Below are 18887 nucleotides of genomic sequence, written 5' to 3'. Positions count from 1 at the left end.
CGCGGCGTCTCGACCCATGACCTGGTGGGGACGATGGAGACATGACGAGGGGATGTTCGGTGATGTCTGAGAACAATGCTGGTGGCGCGTGGGAGCCGGTGCGGTCTGCGTCGAACCCTCCAGTGAGCGACCGGGATGCGGCCACGGAAAACGACGGCAGCCAGAGCAGTCGTGCTGCTGCGCGGCAGGCCCCATACGTTCAGCCCCAGGGCCGAAACCCCTTTGCGCAGGCTCCGGCGTCCCCTTCCGCCAGGCCGCAGAAGCAGGCCCAAGCTCCCGCGGCCGCCTCCGCCTCCGCCTCGCAGGCCCCGGCCCCGCAGTCGCAGGCGCCGGCCCCCGGCCCACAACACCAGCAGGCCCCGGGCCAGCAGCAGGCGGCGTTCGCACCCCCGCCTCGAACGCCGCAGCAGTCCGCCGGGGCGGGAGCCTTCTCGCGCCCTCAACAAGTGCCAGGTCAGCAGTCGCAGGAACAGCATCCACCGCGGCAGCAGAACTCTTTCACGCCGCCCGCGCAGCAGCACGCGACCGGGCCCCAGGGGTTCGAACAACAGGGGTTCGAACAACAGGGGTTCGAGCCGCAGGGGTTCGAGCCGCAGTCGTTCGAACAACAGGGGTTCGGTCACGAACAGCAGTACGCCATGTCCGCTCGCGACCTGTCGACATCGCTACTCCTCAGGCAGGCCAAGCCCGCCCCGACCACGGGGTGGCGCAAGATGCTCTACAAGGTGTCCGGCGGCCGCATCAATGTCGGGAGCAGCGCCAAGGAGCAGCGTCGCCTCGATCTGACCGAGCAGGTCAACGAACCGCTTCACGGTTGCTACAAGATCGCGCTGCTGAGCTTGAAGGGCGGCGTGGGTAAGACCACCATGACCGCCACTCTCGGTTCCACGTTCGCATCGCTGCGAGGCGACCGGGTGATCGCCGTGGACGCCAACCCCGACCGCGGAACACTGAGTCAGAAGATCCCGCTCGAGACGCCTGCTACGGTACGCAATCTGCTGCGCGACGAGCAGAGCATCGAGAAGTACAGCGACGTCCGTAGCTATACGTCACAGAGCCGCCACCGACTCGAGGTGCTCGCATCGGACAGCGACCCGGCCGTGTCGGAGGCATTCAGCGGGGACGACTACGCCCGAACGGTCAAGATGCTCGAGAAGTTCTACAGCATCGTGCTGACCGACTGCGGTACCGGTCTGATGCACTCGGCAATGCAGACGATTCTCGAGGAGGCAGACTCCCTCGTGGTGGTCAGTTCGGGGTCAGTCGACGGAGTGCGCAGCGCGTCCGCGACCCTCGACTGGCTCGACGCTCACGGATACCGAGAGTTGGTGTCCAAGTCGGTGGCCGTTGTCAACGCAGTACGCCCACGCTCGGGCAAGGTTGATCTCCCCAAGGTGGTCGAACACTTCGAACAGCGGTGTCGTCGGGTGAGCCTCATCCCGTTCGATCCGCACCTCGAAGAAGGCGCTGAGATCGAATTGGAACGGCTGCATCCGAAGACGCGCAACGCCCTACTCGAACTGGCCGCTGCCGTCGCGTCGGACTTTCCTGCCGCGGACTTCGCGCTGCAGGATCGTCGCTGACGAAAGCGAGGACGGTGGTACCGAACCTGCGGGGCGGTACCACCTCATCGGATCAGCCGATCGAGTCGGACGAACCGGTACCGGGCTCTTCGGGCCTTGTCCGGCGGGCTTCCCGCTCTACCTTCCACAGGAACTCCGGATCATCGTCCGGACCCACAACCCGCTTGCTGAGCATCGGGTTCGCCGCCGGGCCGAATGCTTTCCACAGCAGGACCGCCACGGTCACGAGTCCGATGAATGCCAATAGGTAAAGCACCGCGCACCTCCTTACACCACTCGAGGATAGTCGGTATCTTCTGAGCGTAGCCGGGTCGGTGGTAGAGGGCATCCCTCAGGGGCCCGGCAGGTGTGCGTGTCGCGGCAGTTGGGCTTCGGTATCACGTACGGCCAGCTGCAGTCGGCACGGTGTGCCCCGGCTCCGTCGTCAGCGAACGGAGTAACTGCATTACCTCGGCTTCGCGGAAACGGCGGTGCCCGCCGGGTGTGCGTAGTGATCCGAGCCTGCCGGCGTGTGCCCAACGGGTGACTGTTTTTGGATCCACATGGAACAGGACAGCCACCTGGCCCGGAGTCATGAGGGCATCTGTGGTTGCCCTGAATCTGGATCCGTTGTCGGGGGGTGCGCTCATTGACGGCCTCCGCTGTTTCGACTGGTCGATGTAGGGCCGGTCACATCCAGCAACCGCCCAGACGCCATGGTGGCATCGCACCCCCCGGTTGTTCGAACCATCTAATTTTGGTAAAGGGGAGGCAATAGACATAGTGGACAAGTCAGGCGTCTCAATCGCTCGCACCGATGGGTACCCTTAGGTGCGTGAGTGATCCATCCGAGAAGCCAGAAGACCAGGTAGAGTCCTCCGCGTCGGCGAAGGCGGGCGCCGCGAAGAAGGGCGGCACGAGGACAGACGGCGGGCGGGTGACGAAGGGGCAGTTGGGCCGCGATGTCGCGATGTATTCGATCGCCAGGCTCCTCCTCGTTCTCGTGATCGGTGCAGTCATCTTCGGCGGCGCCGAACTCGCCGGTGTAGCGATCCCGTTGCTGGTGACAGCGGTATTCGCGGTCCTGATCGCACTCCCGTTGTCGCTGGTGATGTTCTCGACGCTTCGTCGCCGGGTCAATGAAGGCATCGCGGCGTTCGACGCCCAACGACGCGCTGATCAGGCAGACCTTCGTGCCAGACTCCGCGGCGAGGACACCTCTCGGTGACCAACCGCGACGAGGCGGTCATAGACCGTAGTCTTCCTCGTGGGTGGGTGGACAACGCTGTCCGTCTCATCGAGGCCGACGCGCAACGCAGCGCTGACACCCACCTTCTGCGCTACCCGCTACCGGCGGAATGGGGCGTGCAGCTCTACCTGAAGGATGAGTCGACCCATATCACCGGCAGCCTGAAGCATCGGCTGGCACGGTCGCTCTTCCTGTATGCGATCTGCAACGGGTGGATAACCGAGGGGACCACTGTCATCGAGGCGTCGTCGGGGTCGACCGCGGTCAGCGAGGCGTACTTCGCGAAAATGCTGGGTCTCGACTTTGTCGCGGTCATGCCGCGCAGCACCAGCGGCGCGAAGATCGCCCTCATCGAGGCTCAGGGCGGACGGTGTCACTTCATCGATCAGCCTTCGGAGATCTACGGTGAGGCGCGCCGGCTCGCGGCAGAGACGAACGGTCATTTCATGGATCAGTTCACGCATGCGGAACGGGCAACGGACTGGCGCGGCAACAACAACATCGCCGAATCGATCTACGAGCAGATGAGTCGTGAAGAGCATCCTGTGCCCGAGTGGATCGTGATGGGTGCCGGCACCGGTGGTACGAGTGCAACGCTCGGTCGGTACATCCGGTATCGCAGACACGCGACACGGCTGCTCGTGGTGGATCCGGAGAACTCGGCGTTCTTCGGAGGCTACGCGGCCAACTCGTGCGAGTACGCGACAGGCATGCCCTCGCGCATCGAGGGCATCGGGCGACCCCGGGTGGAGCCGTCGTTCGTCGGACAGGTCATCGACAGAATGATGCGGGTTCCCGACGCCGCATCCATCGCCACGGCGCGGCACGCCAGTTCCGCGCTCGGGCGCCGGGTAGGGGGTTCTACCGGCACGAATCTATGGGGCGCATTCACCATCGTTGCTCAGATGCGCGCTGCCGGCCGCACCGGCAGCGTCGCGACGATCCTGTGCGATGGCGGAGAACGCTACGCAGACACCTATTTCGACGATGATTGGGTGGCAGGCGAGGGCCTCGATCTCGAGCGCCCGACCGCGGTGCTCGACGCATTCGCGGCAACGGGGATGTGGGAAGGTCAGCCGGGCTGACGCGCCGGTTCGACCGCTCCCAGTGGACCGGTGACCGGTCGGGTCATCGTGACTCGTGGCCACGCCGTGAGGCCGTGCCGCGCCTCGGCCTCACGGATCCGGAAAAGGCCGGGAGTCAAGTCCCTTTCCTGGATTGGGCGAAATCCCAGCCGTTCGTAGTAGGGGGCGTTCCAAGGCACGTCCGCGAACGTCGTGAGCGTCAGAGCGCTGAGTCCGCGCTCGGCTGCCCATGCGGAGATCTCGTCGAGGAGGAGCGCACCGAGACGCCTGCGTGCGTGGCCGGGATGCACGGAGACTTGCTCGATGTGCGCGGCGCCGTCGACGAGGGCGACGAGGGCGTAGGCGACCGGGGTGTCGTGAGCATCGACTGCCACCCAGACGCATTCGGTGCGAAGGTATTCGGTCAGCTCTTCGAGGGTGAATGGGGGATCGTCGGCGACGGCGTCCATTCCGATGTCACGAAACACCGCGCCCGCAGCGATTTCGATGTCTTGAATAGTGGTCAAGTCTGTAGAAACAGCCGAGCGGATCACAGGTCTTTTGTACCTGAAGTCGCGCGGTTCGCACAGCTTGTTTGCACTTTCCGTTCGCTCAACGCCTTGAGGATACGCAACCGTAGGTTGGTAGTCTGGCGCCAGGACGACCGAGCGGGGACGAGGCAAATGGGCAGGCCCGAGGTTTCTCTCGAGAACTACGGCGACGTATACGAGTTCTACCGCGACCATCAGCAGAATCGTGTGCTGGCGAAGTTGGCCTACGCGGCTTTGTACGCGAAGTACAGGCCCCGGGTCCGGTATGCGGACGGGGCCGAGGCGCGGTTGGTTGAATTGCTGAATTTGGGCACAGTGTTGATCATCGCCGCCAATCACATATCCCACAGTGACCAGTACACGCTCGCGGCCACCGCCTGGAAGTCACCACTGCGCCGGGTGATCGGACGCACCCGAGTGCTTGCAAAGGACGAACTGTTCGTCGACCCGGATCTGCGCAAGAAGCTCGACATGATGGGCAGTATCCCGGTGTTCCGCAGCAAGAATCACGGTCTCCGAGCGGTGGCTGATGCGGGCCGACTGATGATGGACATCTCAGCCGATCGACTCAGTCGCGGCGACTGCCTGGCGATCTTTCCCGAGGGAACCTGCAACGAGGAGGATCAGACCACGCTGCAGTCGATCAACAGCGGCATCGGGCACATCGTGAAGCGCGCCGGCGAGCGCGGAGTCTCCCCCGTGCTGCTGTCGATCGGAATCAGTTACGGGCCCGACGCCCACGGTCCTGACACCGAGAACGTGAAATCGGCGAGCGTGTACGTCGGGCAGCCCGTTTCCGACCTGCCTACGAAGCCGATCGATATCGCTCACGCTGTGCAGGAGGATCTGCAGAACGTAGTCGACCGAGCGGTTGCCCTGTACTGATCGATCCGGTACCTGTCGATCCGGTTCCGGCGCCGTTCGGCCGGTATGCCAGCATGCACCCATGACCTTCTTGGTGCGTCTTGTCATCAACGCTTTCGCAATCTGGCTTGCCGCGGAACTGTTAGCCGGCATCGACATTGCCAGTTCGGGCAGGGGGACCGGGTGGGACTTCGCGGTCCTGCTCGGGATCGCACTGATCTTCACGGTTGTCAACATCTTCGTCAGACCACTGGTGAAGCTGTTGTCGTTGCCGTTGCTGATCCTGACGCTCGGACTGTTCACCCTGGTGATCAATGCGCTGATGCTGATGCTCACCGCCTGGCTGAGCTCGCAGACCGACTACGGGCTGACCGTCGACGGGTTCTGGACCGCCCTATGGGGAAGTCTGATCATCTCGGTCGTCAACTTCGTGCTCGGAGTCGCCGTTCCCGATCGCAGGTGATCGGTTCAGGCGACCGACAAGGCTGCGGCGGTTGCGGCACCCCAGATCAGCATCGCGAGCCCCGAATCTCGAAGCGCGGGGATCAGTGCGAGGCCGGTTTCACCCGAGCGCACTGGGGAGTTGGCCCGCACCGCGAGGGGCAGAGCGAGTAGTCCGGTCAGCGCCCACGGTGTGTGCAACGTGAGAATCAGCGTCGCGACGAAGGGAACCGCCAAGGCGGCGAGATGGAGTATGCGCGTGCGGGAGTCGCCGAGACGGACCGCGAGTGTGCGCTTGCCCGACTCGGTGTCGGTGGGAATGTCGCGCAGATTGTTGGCCACGAGTACAGCGCTGGAGAACGACCCGACCCCGATTGCGGAGACGAGGCCGACCCAGTCGACTGTCTCAGCCTGCACGTACTGGGTGCCAAGCACTGCGACGAGGCCGAAGAACACGAAAACGGCGACTTCGCCGAAGCCGCTGTATCCGTATGGCTTCGATCCGCCGGTGTAGTACCACGCGCCCGCGATGCACAGGGCGCCGATCAGAACCAGCCACCAGGCCGTCGTGATGGCGAGTACCAGACCTGCCACCGCGGCGACGGAGAAGCACCCCACAGCCGCGAGCTTCACGGTCGAAGGTTCGACCAGTCTCGACCCGACGAGGCGCAGTGGCCCGACTCGATCATCGTCGGTGCCGCGGATTCCATCCGAGTAGTCGTTGGCGAAGTTCACACCCACGATCAACGCGAGGGAAACCGTCAACGCCAGTACTGCTTTCCACCACACCGCGCCCCCCAGCGAGGCTGCCGCCCCGGTGCCCACGAGTACAGGGGCGATTGCGTTCGGGAGGGTGCGCGGACGTGCGCCTTCGATCCATTGAGCAGCCGTTGCCATGTATCGATCCTTGCACCAAGCGGGAAACGACGTTCACCCACGCCGCACTTCTGGTTCGTCTCAGCCGAACTTGGCCTCGAGAGCGCGCCGGTTCACCTTGCCCGGACCGCGGAGTGGAAAGGAATCGACAAGGTGGAGCTCGCGGGGTGCGGCGGTGGGATCGAGGGTGCGCTCGACGAAAGACCGGAGATCGTCCAGGGTTGGTGCGATGCCCGGCTCGGCGATGACGATCGCGGCGATACGCCGGCCCAATCGCTCGTCGGGCAGACCGATCACGGTGCATTCGCGAACCGCGGGGTGTGCGGCGAGAGCGGCCTCGACGACTTGCGGGACCACGGTGAGACCGCCGGTGGAGATGGCCTCGTCCAGTCTGCCGGTGATCGAGAGAATACCGTCGGTGAGCGTCCCGGCGTCGTCGGTGCGGAACCATCCTGGTTCCGCGAATGCGGAGTGGTCGGGGAGGCCGCGGTAGCCGGACGCGAGCTGAGGGCCGCCGAGGAGAACGCGGTCATCATCGATTCGGACGCGAACGCCGTCGAGGGGTACACCGTCGTACACGCACCCGCCGCACGTCTCGCTCATCCCATACGTGCGAACGACGGAGACGCCTGCATCCGCGGCACGCTGTAGCACCGTCACCGGAGCAGCGGCCCCACCGAGCAGGACCGCGTCCAGAGATGCCAGCGCGTCGACTGCTCGGGGATGGTCGAGAGCTTTGACCAGCTGGGTCGGAACCAGGGAGGTGTACCGGCGCGAACCAGGCATCGCAGCGACTGCCGCCGGGAGGAGTTCGGGGTCGAATCCGCCTGCGACATCCACGACGACGGGTTCGGTGCCGGCGAGCACACTGCGCAGCAGCACTTGCATTCCGGCGATGTGGTGGGCGGGTAGGGCCAGAAGCCAGGATCCGGGCCCGCCCAGCCGTGCGTGTGTGGCCTCACCGCTGGCGCGGAGTGCGGCCGCGGTGAGCATGGCCCCCTTCGGCACACCCGTCGTGCCGGAAGTCGACACGACGAGCGAGACGCCTTCGTCGATCGGATCACCGGGACGTAGCGCCTCGGTGAGCCGCCGGGTCTCACGTTCGTCGGCGGCGGGCACAGGTAGGGCAGCCGGTTCGGTGCCATCGAGAATCGCGGACAAATGCGGCAGGAGACCGACTGCGTCGGGCCCTGAGGGCACAGCGAGCGTGGTGAGCAAATTCGTCATCGTCAGAATATGATCCGGGTCGCCTTCGATCAGCCATCACTCTTGGGCCGGGAGTCGCGGCGAAGGGGGTGGTCTTCGGGAATCTCCACCAACACGATCGGGATTCCGTCCGGGTCCCTGATCCACATCTCGTACAGGCCCCACGGCTCCTGCCGTGCATCGCGATCGATCTTGACACCGGCCAGAACCAGTTCCGTCTGGGCGACTGTGAGATCGCGAACTTGCAGCCACAACGCGCCGTCGAACGACGACGACATACCGGTGCCGCCGTGCCCGGCAATTTCGATCAGACCCTGGCCCGCGAAGAAGACCGTCCCGCCGGGGTACTCGCGGGCAGTGGCGAGACCGAGGACGTCGCGGTAGAAACCCAACGTCGTCGCGTAGTCCCGGGGCCGCAGAATCGTCCTGCTGCTGAGGATCTCCACCCGTCACTCTCCCTCACTCGGGCGAGCCTCGTGTCCCGCCCGGCCGTGTGTGCGTCGCTCTTCCTTCATCTTCGCCTCGAACAGGTGCCGGCGTCCCCGCGCCAGTTCTTGGCGCACCGCACGCTCGTATTCGCGCAGAGGCGTCCAGTATTGGTCATCGAATTCTTCGACGACCTGAAAGGTCCACCTGCCAGGCAGGACATTGCGGCCTACCAGGTCGGCTCGAAGGCGGTCTGCTGCCTCTGTGTGACCAGCCTCCTGCAAAGCGTCTGCGGCCTCACCGAGTTGCCGGTCGGCGCGACCGATCAGCTGGTGGAACGAGTAGAGGTGTCCGCGCGCCCTCTCGACGGTTTCGAGGGCTTCCGACAACTTGCCGAGCGCAGCGACGGAATCGTCGCTCACTCCTGGCGGTCGACGATGCTGTGGGGCGGGGACCTCGCGGTCGGTGCTCATGTGGGTCAGTCTGCCCGAATCGGAAACCCTGTGCCGATCACTTGCCGAGATGACGAATGCACTCTCAAAGTACTACTGTATCAACTATCTAACACAGTAGTCCTTGGGGGAATTCATGATCTTGTCTCCGCTGTTCGCCCTGTTTCCGCTTGTTGCGGCGCTCGTGCTGATTCAGGCGGGTTTTTCCGACGCAGTCGCCGCACGGCGCTCGGACATGCCGACCTCGGCAAGAAGCGCGCGTCGGCGCAGTGCGTTGCTGCTCGTGGCGGGCATCATCCTTTCGATCCCGGTCGGGTATTACCTGCTGTCGTGGGACGACTTCGGGCGTGGGGTCGTGATGCTGGTGCCTGGTGTGATCACGTGTCTGGCCATCGGGCTTGCCCTCAGCGCCGTCAGTATCGATCAGATCGACCGAGACTCGCGCGAACGGGAGGCGAGCCTGGTATCTCGATCGCTGAGATCTGTTGTGCCACCACGCTTCGCCGTCGCGTCGCTGGTTGGACTCGTACTTGCGGTAGGAGGGCTGATCGCGACGACGCTCACGGCATCGGCAGACTCCATCAGCAACGAGATGCGCGTCTTCTCGATATCACACGGGGATACCGGCCGTACGTTCTCGCCCTACCCCGGTGCCTTCTACTCGATTCCTCTGATCCTTACGATCGCCTTGGTCTTGGCCCTCGCCCTGGCATGCATGAAGGGCGCCCAGCGATGGGGGGCGGTCGATACCGGGGTCTACGACATGGCGCTTCGAAGCCGCATCGCAACTCGCGGAGTTGCCTGTGCTGCAGCGACTTGCGCGATCGGAATCTTCGTTGCGGGGTTGTCTCTACACAAAGCAGCCGGTGCGGTTGCAAGTGTCGGTGACCCGAGCTGGGGTTGGAAGGCGGCCGGAATCCTCGCGGTGGGAATGGCAATCTATGGCGGTGTACTCGGACTGTGGGCGATTGTCCGCTTCGTTGCGCCACAGAAGCCCGTTTTGCTATGAGTGCCCCGCGAGTTGTCGTACGGTCTGACGATCTCCTTCCTCCGTACGAGCAGATACGTAGGCAGATTGCCGCTCTCATCATGTCCGGACAGCTCTCACCCGGGGACAAACTTCCGTCGTTGCGGCAACTTGCGAAAGACCTCGACGTTGCGGTGGGCACTGTCGCACGCGCGTATCGAGACCTCGAGCAGGAAGGGTGGGTGGAGTCGCGACGTGGCAAAGTGACCCGCGTCGCGAGTACGCGACCGCAGTCTGCTTCCAGACCTTCACCCGATCTGCTCGAGCGGCTGGCCAGGGACTACCTCACCGCAGTAGTGGCCGCCGGGTTCGACGCCGACGACGCGCTGTCGGCGCTTTCGGCTGTACAAGCGGAGAACGGTCGACCGTAGCTGAGGCACTCGCTTGGCCGCGAGAGATTGCTTGGCTGCGAAAGATTCAGGTCTGTGCCCGCACGGCGTCGAGGGTGGCGCGGACATCGCCGAGACCGCGAGCGAGAATGAACTGTCCACGGCCCGACAGTGGTGTCCACGACGACGAGGACGTGTCCCATCGCCGGAGCATGCGCGAGTCGGCCGACACTTCCACATCGGCAGCGGATCCGGCCGGGATGGTCACGCCCTGCCAGCCGACCAGACGCACCGGCTGGTCCGGTTCGACTGGGTCGAAGTACAACTGGACCACCTCTCGGCTCTCCCGGTCTCCTACGTTGGATACGTTCACGCGTACGCTCGATTGCCCGGTCAAGCGTGCATCCCGGTACTCCCATGACGAGTAGCCCAGGCCATGACCGAACCAGAAACTCGGCTCCGGGGCACGACCGGCATGATGCCCTCGATATCCGATGAAGGGACCCTCCGTGTAGTTCAGGTCGCCGTCGGTCGGCGTCACCGACCAGGCAGGGCTCTGTCCGTCCCCGACGGGGAACGTGGTGACCAGTCGACCCGACGGCTCGATGGAGCCGTACAGGGCGGCCGCGACTGCGTGACCGGCTTCCTGGCCCGGCAGCCCGGCCCACAGAATGGCGTCCACCTTGTCACGCCAGGGCATGATCACGGGTGTCGCGGCGTTGACCACCACCACGGTCCTCCTGGCCGCTGACGCGACGGCCTCGACCATCGCGTCCTGATCGCCCTCCATATACAGCGTCGACTTGTCGAAGGCTTCGGTTTCTTGTTCGTCGGTGTTGCCGACCACGACCACCGCGACATCGGCAGCAGCGGCGGCCTCCGTCGCTTCGGCAATGGCGTCGTCGCTGCTGCGCTGTGCGGGGGCCACTGTCACGGCAAATCTTCCCGGACTCATGGGTCGCCGGATGACACCGCTGATCTCGGTGCCGGAACTGACCACCGCGGTGTTGCGCCAGAACGGTGGCAGCTGCAATGCTCCGCCGAGAATCTCGTCCATCGACGGACCCGGGCGACTGGTCTCGGTATCCGCCACCGGCTCACCCGCGGTGCATTCGAATGCATGGTCAGCGACTCGGACGACCCAGTCGCCGACACCGATTCCGCCCACATCGACTGGTCCGTCCAGCGTGATCACGGCACGGAACTCGATCGCCGCGACTTCCTCCTCGAGATCGTCGTCCCAGCCGACGGTCGTGATTGCCGAGGCAGAACTCCGTTCCTCAATGACCGAACCGTCCGCGGAACGCAACACGAAATGGATTCCGGGTTCACGGGTGCGCGGCTCGAGTAGGACGCCCCGCCGCGTGGGAGCGGGCCGGGCACGGACGCCAACGCCGTCCACGACGGTGACCGATGTGCCAGCTAGCGCGGCCATGCCCTCGGCGATACTGACCTGGTGGGGCGGGTGGACCTCTGAGGACCCGCCTCCCATGCACACCGTATCGATGGCGTGCCTGCCAATCAGGGCCACCGACTGGGCTTTCCGCAGCGGGAGGGTGCCGTCGCGGTTGGTCAAGACGGTCATGCCGGTGGCGGCGAGTCGAGTCAGTTGCTCCTTTCGTACGTTTGAAGCCGGTGTGGGTAGATCCGTGGGGTATTGCCGGTGCACGCCGAGCGCACCGACTCGCGCGGACAGCACCAAGAGACGATTGAGGTGATCGTCGATCACCGACATCGGAACCTCGCCCGCCTCCACGGCGGCGACCAGAGCCTCGCCCCAAGGACCTTCGGGGCCGGGCATGACCAGATCCAGCCCCCCGTTGGCGGCGGGCGCCGCAGTCTTGGTGGCAAACCAGTCGGACATGATCAAACCGCTGTAGTTCCATTCCCCCTTTGTGATTTCGGTGTTGACGTGCACCTGCTCTGTGGCAGCAACCCCGTTGATGTTGTTGTAGGCAGCCATGATCGACCAAGGGTCGGATTCCGCGACCGCGATCTCGAACGGCAGAAGGTACAACTCGCGGAGGGTGGCCTCGTCGACGACACTGTTCATGGTGTGTCGTTGAGTCTCGGACTCGTTGGCGATCAGGTGCTTGAGGCAGGCGCCGACACCCGTGTCCTGCATTCCTCGCACATATGCGGTCGCGAGGTTGCCGGTCAACAGTGGGTCCTCGGAGTACGCCTCGAAGATACGACCTCCTAGAGGGGAGCGGTGGAGGTTGATCGTCGGGCCGAGGACCACGTGTATCTGTTGGGCCAGTGCCTCTTCCGCGAGAATTCGGCCGGTCTCGTAGAGCAAGCCGGTGTCCCAGCTCGAGGCCAGCACCGTTGCGTTGGGAAACAGCGCCACCTGACGCACTCCGCTGGAGTCGAGCCCTCGAACGCCCGTCGGGCCATCGGACAAGCGCACCTCGCCGAGTCCGATCGAGTCCTCCGCGGCGGTGGTGAATGTCGTTGCACCGGTGAGGAGTCGGACTTTCGATCGAAGGTCGAGCTTCGCGATCAGGTCTGTATGATTCGGTGTCTCCGAACGGGTATCGACAGGTTTGGGACTGTGGCTGTCCACTGATTGCTCCTTTTCGATCGGTAGCACTTGCTAGGTGATGCGGTGTTCACCGCACCGATTTGATGGGAACGATTGCCATCGCTCCCAAGGCCACCATTGCTGTCGCGACGAGAAGCAGCATGGTGTAGTTCTGCCCGCCGCTGCCGATGTCGAGCATCAGCGCGCCGATCAGCGGTGCGAGTGACTGCGGGACGGTGTTCGCGATGTTGAATACGCCGAGATCCTTTGCAGGGTTGTCCGGGTCGGGTAGCACGGCAAGCACGAGAGCGAAATCGGTGGAGTAGTAAATCCCGTAGGCGATGCCGAGTACTACCTCGACTATGTAGAAGCCCGTTACGGTGGTGACGCCGATCAAGGCGAGGGTGCCGACGGCGGAGATCATCGTCGAGATGAACACCGGCGCCTTGCGACGATTGAATTTGTCGGCGATCATGCCGGCGAACAGGGTCGTCCCCAGGAGGAAGGCGGTGTAGATGGTTACCCCGGTTGCGACGGCTCTGGTAGCTGCACTCAGGTCGAGGCCGACGCGGTCCTGCATCCAGAACAGCCGGAACGTGGTGAACATGAACAAGCCGATCAGGAATAGCAAGCGTGAGAGGAACACCCACGCGAAGTCCGGATGCTTGCGCGGATTCACCCAGAACATATGGATCAGTGCGCGAGCGCCCATCGGCGGTGGCTTGACCAAGAGCGGTTTGTCCGGGAGCAAGATTGCGTAGATGCCCATTCCGACCACACCGAGGATGGCCGGCACCATGAACAACGCCAGCATGTTCGTCTCCAGCAGGCTGGCGACGTACGTCGAGGCGAGGATTCCGAGGTTCTGCGCGATGTTCGTGTATCCGGAGATGGTGGCGTGCCTGCGGGACGGGATCTGATCGGCGATGGTTGCCAGGTAGGCCGAAAAGGATGCGTTCGCGAAAATCTGTGCCACGAACCAGCCGACAATGAGTACCCAGACGCTATTGGCGAGCGCGATGGCCAGCAGAGCCACTGCCAGCCCCACGATTCCTATGATCATCCATGGCCGTCGTCTTCCCCACGGCCCGGTCGTTCGGTCCGAGATATATCCGAACATGGGATTGGCGGCAATTGCGGCGATCGCTCCGACGCCCAGTACCAACCCTGTGGCCTGCGGCGCATCATCTTCGCCGACCAGGGAGATCAGCTTGATGCCCATACTCAGCATCACCGGTCCGAGCAGCGCTATGAACAGCGTGAGCTGTGCGAACCCGAAGGCTGCCAGCACTGGAACCGAAGGCATCTCCGTCGGGGGAGCGTACACCGAGCCGGTCGGTGGCGGATTAGGATTTTCTTTCGCGATTCCTCGCTCGGCGTCACCAGAATTTGTTGACATCAGAACTCCTCTTCGCGTTGCCGAGCCGGCAAGCCCCGAGGAGTCGGACTCTCGACCGAAGGTCGAGCGGTGCGATCAACTCTGCGTGCCGAGATGTCATCGAGTTCTGTGCTACTTGCTGAGAACTGCTCCTGTTCAAGGGTTTCCTCCTTCGTGGGCCTTGGCGGTTCGGCGGGTTGCTTACCGCACCGATTTGATAGGAATGATCGCCAGCGCTCCGAGGAACACGGCCACCCCAGCGACACCGAGCAGTAGCGTGTAGTTCTGCCCACCACTCCCGATTTCGAGTAGCGCGGCACCGATCAGCGGTGCGAGCGACTGCGGGACGGCGTTCGCCATGTTGAACACACCGAGATCCTTCGCGGGGTTGTTGGGATCCGGCAATACGGCAAGCACGAGGGCGAAGTTCGAGGAGAAGTAGATCCCGTAGGCGATGCCCAGGACGGCTTCGATGATGTAGAAGCCCCCGACCGTATCGGTGCCGATCAGGAAGAGCGTGGCGATGGCGAAGATCAGCGTCGATATGAACACCGGCGCCTTCCGGCGATTCAGTCGATCGGCGACATAGCCGGCGATCTGGGTGGTGGCCAACAAAGCGATCGTGTAGATGGTTACCGCAGTCGCCACGGCGTTGGTTGCGGCACTCAGTTCGAGTCCGACGCGATCTTGAACCCAGAAGAGACGGAACGACACGAATAGGTACATGCCAATAAAGAGCAGTAACCGCGAAAGCAAAACCCAGAGAAAGTCGGGGTGCTCTCGCGGGTTCACCCAGAACAACGTGATCCACTCGTGAGCGCGCATCCGCGGTGGTCTGACCATGAGGGGCTTGTCCGGGAGCACAATCGCAAACACGCTCATTCCGACCACGCCGATGACGGCCGGCACCATGAACAACGCCAGCATGTTCGATTGGAAAAAGCTGGCTATGTAGGTGGAGGCGAGAATTCCCAGGTTCTGCGTGATGTTTACATATCCGGAGATGCTTGCGTGCCGTTGCGGCGGAATCTGATCGGCGATGGTTGCCAGGTAGGCCGAAAAGGCAGCGTTCGCAAAAACCTGCGCCACGAACCACCCGATGACAAGGAGGAACACACTGTTGGCGACCGCGATGGCGAGTAGGGCCACCGCGAGCCCTACGATTCCCACTATCATCCACGGTCGACGGCGTCCCCAGGGCCCGGTGGTGCGGTCTGAGATGCGGCCGAAGACGGGGTTGGCGACCATCGCGGCAATCGCGCCGACACCCAGCACCAGTCCCGTGGCCTGCGGCGCGTCATCTTCGCCGACCACGGATATCAGCTTGATCCCCAGGCTCACCAATACGGGCCCGAGGAGCGCAACGAAGATCGCGAACTGCGCAAATCCGAAGGCGACCAGATATGGAATCCGGGGCATCTCAGTCGGGGGGGCGAGTACAGAACTGTCCGCTGGTGGGGGATTCCGAGTGTTTTTTGTGATTCCGCGTTCGACGTCACCAGAACCTGTTGGCGAACCTGTTGACATCAAAACTCCTCTCGGCGTTGCCAAGTCAGTGCGCCCCCGTGGTTTGGATAGGCTTTATCTCACCTTCTTCACAGGCAAGATGGCGACGGCTCCGAGCAGTGCTATTACGGCGCTGACGATGTAGAGCAGCGTGTAGTTCTGGCCCCCCGTTCCGACGGCGAGCAACAATGCGCCGAACAACGGCGCAAGCGACTGTGGAGCGGCGTTGGCGATGTTGAAGATCCCGAGGTCCTTCGCGATATTGTCGGGATCGGGGAGTACTTCGATGACCAGGGCGAGGTCGGCCCCGAAGTAGATTCCGTACCCTATCCCGAGCAGCGCCTCAACCCAGTAGAAGCCGGCTACCGTGTCGACGGTGGCAAGCAGCCCGAAGCCGACCGCGGACATCGCGACCGAGACGAAGACCAGGGGCTTGCGCCGTTTGATCCGATCGGAGACCATCCCGGCAATCTGCCCCATGATCATCAGGATCACGGTGTAGATGAGTACCCCGGTGGCCACGACCGCCGCGGCGGAATCGGTATCGAGGCCTATGCGGTCCTGCATCCAGAACAGCCGGAACGAGGTGAACAGGAACAGGCCGATGAAGAACAGGAAGCGTGAGAGGAACGCCCAAGCGAAGTCTGGGTGCTCGCGCGGGTTCACCCAGATGAGCGAGAGCCACTCGCGGGCGCCTCGGGACGGGGGCCTTACCAACAGTGGTTTGTCCGGCAGTACGAACGAGTACAGGGCCATGCCGATGACGCCGATGACGGCTGGAACCATGAAGATTGCAATCATGTTCCCAGATAGGAAACTGACGGCGTAGACGGCCACGAGGATCCCTGCCTGCTGGGTGACATTCACCAACGCGGACATGCTTGCGTGGCGGTGGGCAGGGATCTGATCAGCAATGGTGGCCAAGTAGGCCGACAACGCTGCGTTCGCGACGAGCTGTGCTACGAACCAGCTGACAATCAGGACTGGAACGCTGTCACTGATCGCCATCACGAGCAGGCACAGCGCGAGGCCGACGCTGCCGCCGACCATCCACGGCCGACGGCGTCCCCAAGGTCCGGTTGTGCGGTCGGATAGATAGCCGAAAATCGGACCGGCGATCAGTGCCGCAATCGCGCCGACTCCGAGAACCAACCCTGCAGCTTGTGGTGCGTTGTCGGACCCGACCACGGCAGTCAATTTGATTGCGATGCTGACTGTCGGCGGACCGAGAAGGGCGACGAAGAGCGCGAACTGTGCGAACCCGAACGCAACGATCACCCTCGGTTTGGGCATCTCGGTCGGTGCATCGAAGTCCGTGCGTTCGACCAACTTGATGTTCGGATCGTCGCCCTCGCCGGCGGTGTTGTTTGAGGTGGTAGCCATGGGCAGGTCCTCTTGCCAAGTTCGGCCAGACCGGTGATTCGGTATGAAGCATCGCCTGAACGTGACCGGCGCCACCATCGGCGCCTTTGATCAAGCTAGATCCGTTAGTGTGATGAAGCAAGAGGGCATTTTGATCCTGTCCGAATCACGACCGCGCGTTCGACAGTGCGCGTGGTCAAGCGCCTTCGGATTACTGCGACGCGGGCGGTTTCTCGCTCTTCGCTCATACTGATTTTGTGGGGCATCATGCAGCGTGTGCCCTGTCGATGTTTCTCGCGATGCCGTGGGTGCGGCCGTTGAAGTCGAACACGGCATGGTGGCACCCCGCGTTCCCCGATCAGGGCACTCGCCAGCAATGGCTTCCCGCGTTCGATCTCACCGACCACAACCGCCGAACGGGTCCGGGTGTCGACATGAGACTTCGCTTGGGCGAGATCTGCGGTGCACGTAAAACCAGACCCCAGGTCTGCCACAGCAGTCGGCGGCTATCGTGAGGGCGCATTCTCGCACGTTCGCTGATCAAGGAGCTCCGACATGGCCCTGCCGATTCCCTTCAGACGGCGCATCGGTGCCGTTCTGGCGCTTACCGGTGTGACGGTCTTCCTCGGGTCGGCTCCGGTCGGTGCAGAGCCCGCCACCCCGTCGATTCCGCGTGGCATGCTCCGAATCGTCGACGACGTGCTCGGTCCGCAGAACCCCGGCTTCTGGAACCCCGAAGTTCCGGGAACCCGCGTTTTGACTCCGGTCGAGCCCGGGGTGATCGTGGCGTGCGCAAGCGGCTTCGAGCCGACGATCTCGTGCTCGACAATCGACAGGCGCGAATCGTCGCCGCAGCGGCGCCTCATGTTCTTCGACGTTCCCATGATCGGAGAGCCACCACTGCGTGTGTGGATCGACGTCCTCCCTCGTTTGGGCGAGGGATCCCTGGATGCGTGAACTGATGGAACGCCTCCTCACTCTTTGACACCTGGTGTCTCGCTCCTCACAACTAATTGGAGGCGCTTACATAATTTGATTCGCTTCCATATAGTTGATGTATGAGCAATTCAACGATGTTTCTGGAACCCGCGGTAGACAGCTCACCGGCTCACCACCGCCCGATCGCCCGAAAGCAGAACTGGGCTCCTGTGGCACTGGCTGCGGTCGCGTGTGTGGCCGCGGTCTTGTTGATCGTCCTGGACATATTCGCGCTCGGGGGCCATGTCGGCGCGGCACCTGTGGTGACCACGCTGTTGGTACTCGGCGTGTCCCTGGCCGGGGCGGTCGGGGCGACCTTCGACCGACACTCCTAGCACGGAGTCCCGCCGCGATGTTGTGATGCCAGTTCGTAGGATGGCCTGATGCAATCGCGTTCGGGAGATCGTCGTCGGCAACGGTCGGAGGCAAGCCGGTCGGCGATCATAGGTGCTGCCCGGCAGATCCTGTCCGACGGTGGAATCGAAGCGGTTCAGGTTGAGGCTGTCGCAGACATGGTCGACATGTCCGTGCAGACTATCTACAACCGAGTCGGTCGGCGATCACAATTGTTGCTCGCCGTAGGAGAGCAGGCGATGGAGGAATGCAGTCAACTCCTCGGCGACGCCTTCGACACCCAGGGAACTCCCCGGGAACGGGCCGGGGCCATCGCGGCGGCATACATGACCTTCGCGTCCGAGCATCCGAGCGAGTTCCAACTCCTGGCCAACCCGGTGGACGACGACGCCCGCGAGCGGCTCGGTGAGTTGCAGCGCAAGGAGGTCGCGCGGCTCGCGCAACTGCTGCGGGACGCCTGGCAGTCGGGCGACATGGCGCTTCCCTCCGATCCGACGCAGGTTGCTGTCGCACTCTGGGCGATGATGGACGGCATCGTCGCCTTGCGATGGAAGGCGACTCAGCTGCACCTTGGCCAGGCGTCGTTCGAACAGGTCTCCGAGACCGCGGTGAGCATCATGTTCTCCGGTCTGGCGAGCAAGACGGCGGAGTGACACGGGCCTCAGGGGATGTCCGGGAGCCCGGGCCACACCGACACTGAATCCAGAGGCCACACCCACACCGAATCCAGTGTTTCTC

At 63.5% G+C, this 18887-nt stretch carries 21 protein-coding genes; 10 read left to right on the top strand and 11 right to left on the bottom strand.

From position 1 onward, the window contains the following. Positions 1-62 precede the first annotated feature (62 nt). On the top strand, positions 63-1583 hold the full coding sequence (locus tag BFN03_RS12560) for a MinD/ParA family ATP-binding protein (protein WP_084385614.1): 1521 nt from the start codon (positions 63-65) through the stop codon (positions 1581-1583). 52 nt (positions 1584-1635) lie between these two features. On the opposite strand, the gene BFN03_RS12555 is transcribed toward BFN03_RS12560, so the two are convergent. Together BFN03_RS12555 and BFN03_RS20220 are read right to left on the bottom strand one after the other, a co-directional pair. Next, the gene (locus BFN03_RS12555; protein WP_070379274.1) at positions 1636-1839 is read right to left on the bottom strand and encodes a hypothetical protein; all 204 of its coding nucleotides are present in this window, start codon (positions 1837-1839) and stop codon (positions 1636-1638) included. A 121-nt stretch (positions 1840-1960) separates the two neighbouring features. Next, complete coding sequence (locus BFN03_RS20220; RefSeq protein WP_084385613.1) at positions 1961-2212, bottom strand: BldC family transcriptional regulator; 252 nt, start codon at positions 2210-2212, stop codon at positions 1961-1963. A gap of 185 nt (positions 2213-2397) precedes the next feature. On the opposite strand from BFN03_RS20220, the gene BFN03_RS12550 reads away from it, so the two are divergent. After that, positions 2398-2790 carry a DUF4229 domain-containing protein gene (locus BFN03_RS12550; protein ID WP_070379273.1) on the top strand — a complete coding sequence of 131 codons (393 nt, stop codon included), beginning with the start codon at positions 2398-2400 and terminating at the stop codon, positions 2788-2790. Continuing rightward, positions 2787-3896 (top strand): PLP-dependent cysteine synthase family protein, encoded by a 1110-nt coding sequence (locus BFN03_RS12545; protein ID WP_070379272.1) that lies wholly within the window; start codon positions 2787-2789, stop codon positions 3894-3896. Before BFN03_RS12550 ends, BFN03_RS12545 begins: the two co-directional genes overlap by 4 nt. Here BFN03_RS12545 and BFN03_RS12540 read toward each other — a convergent pair. Then, complete coding sequence (locus BFN03_RS12540; protein ID WP_070379271.1) at positions 3884-4429, bottom strand: GNAT family N-acetyltransferase; 546 nt, start codon at positions 4427-4429, stop codon at positions 3884-3886. The genes BFN03_RS12545 and BFN03_RS12540 overlap by 13 nt on opposite strands. A 129-nt stretch (positions 4430-4558) precedes the next feature. Between BFN03_RS12540 and BFN03_RS12535 the strand changes: the two genes are divergently transcribed. Together BFN03_RS12535 and BFN03_RS12530 are read left to right on the top strand one after the other, a co-directional pair. Further along, entirely contained in the window at positions 4559-5311 is a 753-nt protein-coding gene (locus BFN03_RS12535) for a lysophospholipid acyltransferase family protein (protein WP_070379270.1), read from the top strand. Positions 5312-5372: 61 nt separating this feature from the next. After that, entirely contained in the window at positions 5373-5753 is a 381-nt protein-coding gene (locus BFN03_RS12530; protein WP_070379269.1) for a phage holin family protein, read from the top strand. Between the two features lie 5 nt (positions 5754-5758). Here the strand turns inward: BFN03_RS12530 and BFN03_RS12525 are convergent, their stop codons facing one another. From BFN03_RS12525 to BFN03_RS12510, 4 genes are read right to left on the bottom strand one after another with little or no spacing between them, the layout of a single operon-like run. Next, positions 5759-6628 carry a 1,4-dihydroxy-2-naphthoate polyprenyltransferase gene (locus tag BFN03_RS12525; protein ID WP_070379268.1) on the bottom strand — a complete coding sequence of 290 codons (870 nt, stop codon included), beginning with the start codon at positions 6626-6628 and terminating at the stop codon, positions 5759-5761. Positions 6629-6688: 60 nt separating this feature from the next. Then, complete coding sequence (gene menE, locus BFN03_RS12520; protein WP_070379267.1) at positions 6689-7834, bottom strand: o-succinylbenzoate--CoA ligase; 1146 nt, start codon at positions 7832-7834, stop codon at positions 6689-6691. Positions 7835-7863: 29 nt separating this feature from the next. Continuing rightward, positions 7864-8259: a VOC family protein gene (locus BFN03_RS12515; protein ID WP_070379266.1), complete on the bottom strand. Its 396-nt coding sequence runs from the start codon at positions 8257-8259 to the stop codon at positions 7864-7866. A gap of 3 nt (positions 8260-8262) precedes the next feature. Then, positions 8263-8712 carry a hypothetical protein gene (locus tag BFN03_RS12510; RefSeq protein ID WP_070379265.1) on the bottom strand — a complete coding sequence of 150 codons (450 nt, stop codon included), beginning with the start codon at positions 8710-8712 and terminating at the stop codon, positions 8263-8265. A gap of 115 nt (positions 8713-8827) precedes the next feature. On the opposite strand from BFN03_RS12510, the gene BFN03_RS12505 reads away from it, so the two are divergent. Both BFN03_RS12505 and BFN03_RS12500 read left to right on the top strand, forming a co-directional pair. Next, positions 8828-9700: a hypothetical protein gene (locus tag BFN03_RS12505; protein WP_070379264.1), complete on the top strand. Its 873-nt coding sequence runs from the start codon at positions 8828-8830 to the stop codon at positions 9698-9700. Next, positions 9697-10089 (top strand): GntR family transcriptional regulator, encoded by a 393-nt coding sequence (locus tag BFN03_RS12500; protein ID WP_070379263.1) that lies wholly within the window; start codon positions 9697-9699, stop codon positions 10087-10089. Before BFN03_RS12505 ends, BFN03_RS12500 begins: the two co-directional genes overlap by 4 nt. A 46-nt stretch (positions 10090-10135) precedes the next feature. On the opposite strand, the gene BFN03_RS12495 is transcribed toward BFN03_RS12500, so the two are convergent. The 4 genes from BFN03_RS12495 to BFN03_RS12480 all read right to left on the bottom strand — a co-directional run bounded on the left by BFN03_RS12495 (position 10136) and on the right by BFN03_RS12480 (position 16838). Then, positions 10136-12613 (bottom strand): glycoside hydrolase family 3 protein, encoded by a 2478-nt coding sequence (locus BFN03_RS12495; RefSeq protein ID WP_198163264.1) that lies wholly within the window; start codon positions 12611-12613, stop codon positions 10136-10138. A 46-nt stretch (positions 12614-12659) separates the two neighbouring features. Continuing rightward, entirely contained in the window at positions 12660-13970 is a 1311-nt protein-coding gene (locus tag BFN03_RS12490) for an MFS transporter (protein ID WP_084385612.1), read from the bottom strand. Positions 13971-14150: 180 nt separating this feature from the next. Continuing rightward, complete coding sequence (locus tag BFN03_RS12485; protein ID WP_198163263.1) at positions 14151-15368, bottom strand: MFS transporter; 1218 nt, start codon at positions 15366-15368, stop codon at positions 14151-14153. Between the two features lie 162 nt (positions 15369-15530). Next, positions 15531-16838, bottom strand: coding sequence for an MFS transporter (locus tag BFN03_RS12480; RefSeq protein WP_070379262.1), 1308 nt, complete (start codon positions 16836-16838; stop codon positions 15531-15533). A gap of 534 nt (positions 16839-17372) precedes the next feature. On the opposite strand from BFN03_RS12480, the gene BFN03_RS12470 reads away from it, so the two are divergent. The 3 genes from BFN03_RS12470 (at position 17373) to BFN03_RS12460 (ending at position 18802) form a co-directional block, all read left to right on the top strand. Continuing rightward, positions 17373-17774, top strand: a complete 402-nt coding sequence (locus BFN03_RS12470) for a hypothetical protein (protein ID WP_070379260.1) — start codon at positions 17373-17375, stop codon at positions 17772-17774. Positions 17775-17875: 101 nt separating this feature from the next. Next, positions 17876-18130, top strand: a complete 255-nt coding sequence (locus BFN03_RS12465) for a hypothetical protein (protein ID WP_070379259.1) — start codon at positions 17876-17878, stop codon at positions 18128-18130. A 48-nt stretch (positions 18131-18178) separates the two neighbouring features. Continuing rightward, positions 18179-18802, top strand: a complete 624-nt coding sequence (locus BFN03_RS12460) for a TetR/AcrR family transcriptional regulator (RefSeq protein ID WP_070379258.1) — start codon at positions 18179-18181, stop codon at positions 18800-18802. The last annotated feature ends 85 nt before the right edge of the window (positions 18803-18887 follow it).

The organism is Rhodococcus sp. WMMA185 (assembly GCF_001767395.1).
Classification (GTDB): Bacteria; Actinomycetota; Actinomycetes; order Mycobacteriales; family Mycobacteriaceae; genus Rhodococcus_F.
Note: the sequence above shows the minus strand (reverse complement) of the source record. Positions and strands in the feature narration are given on the sequence as shown.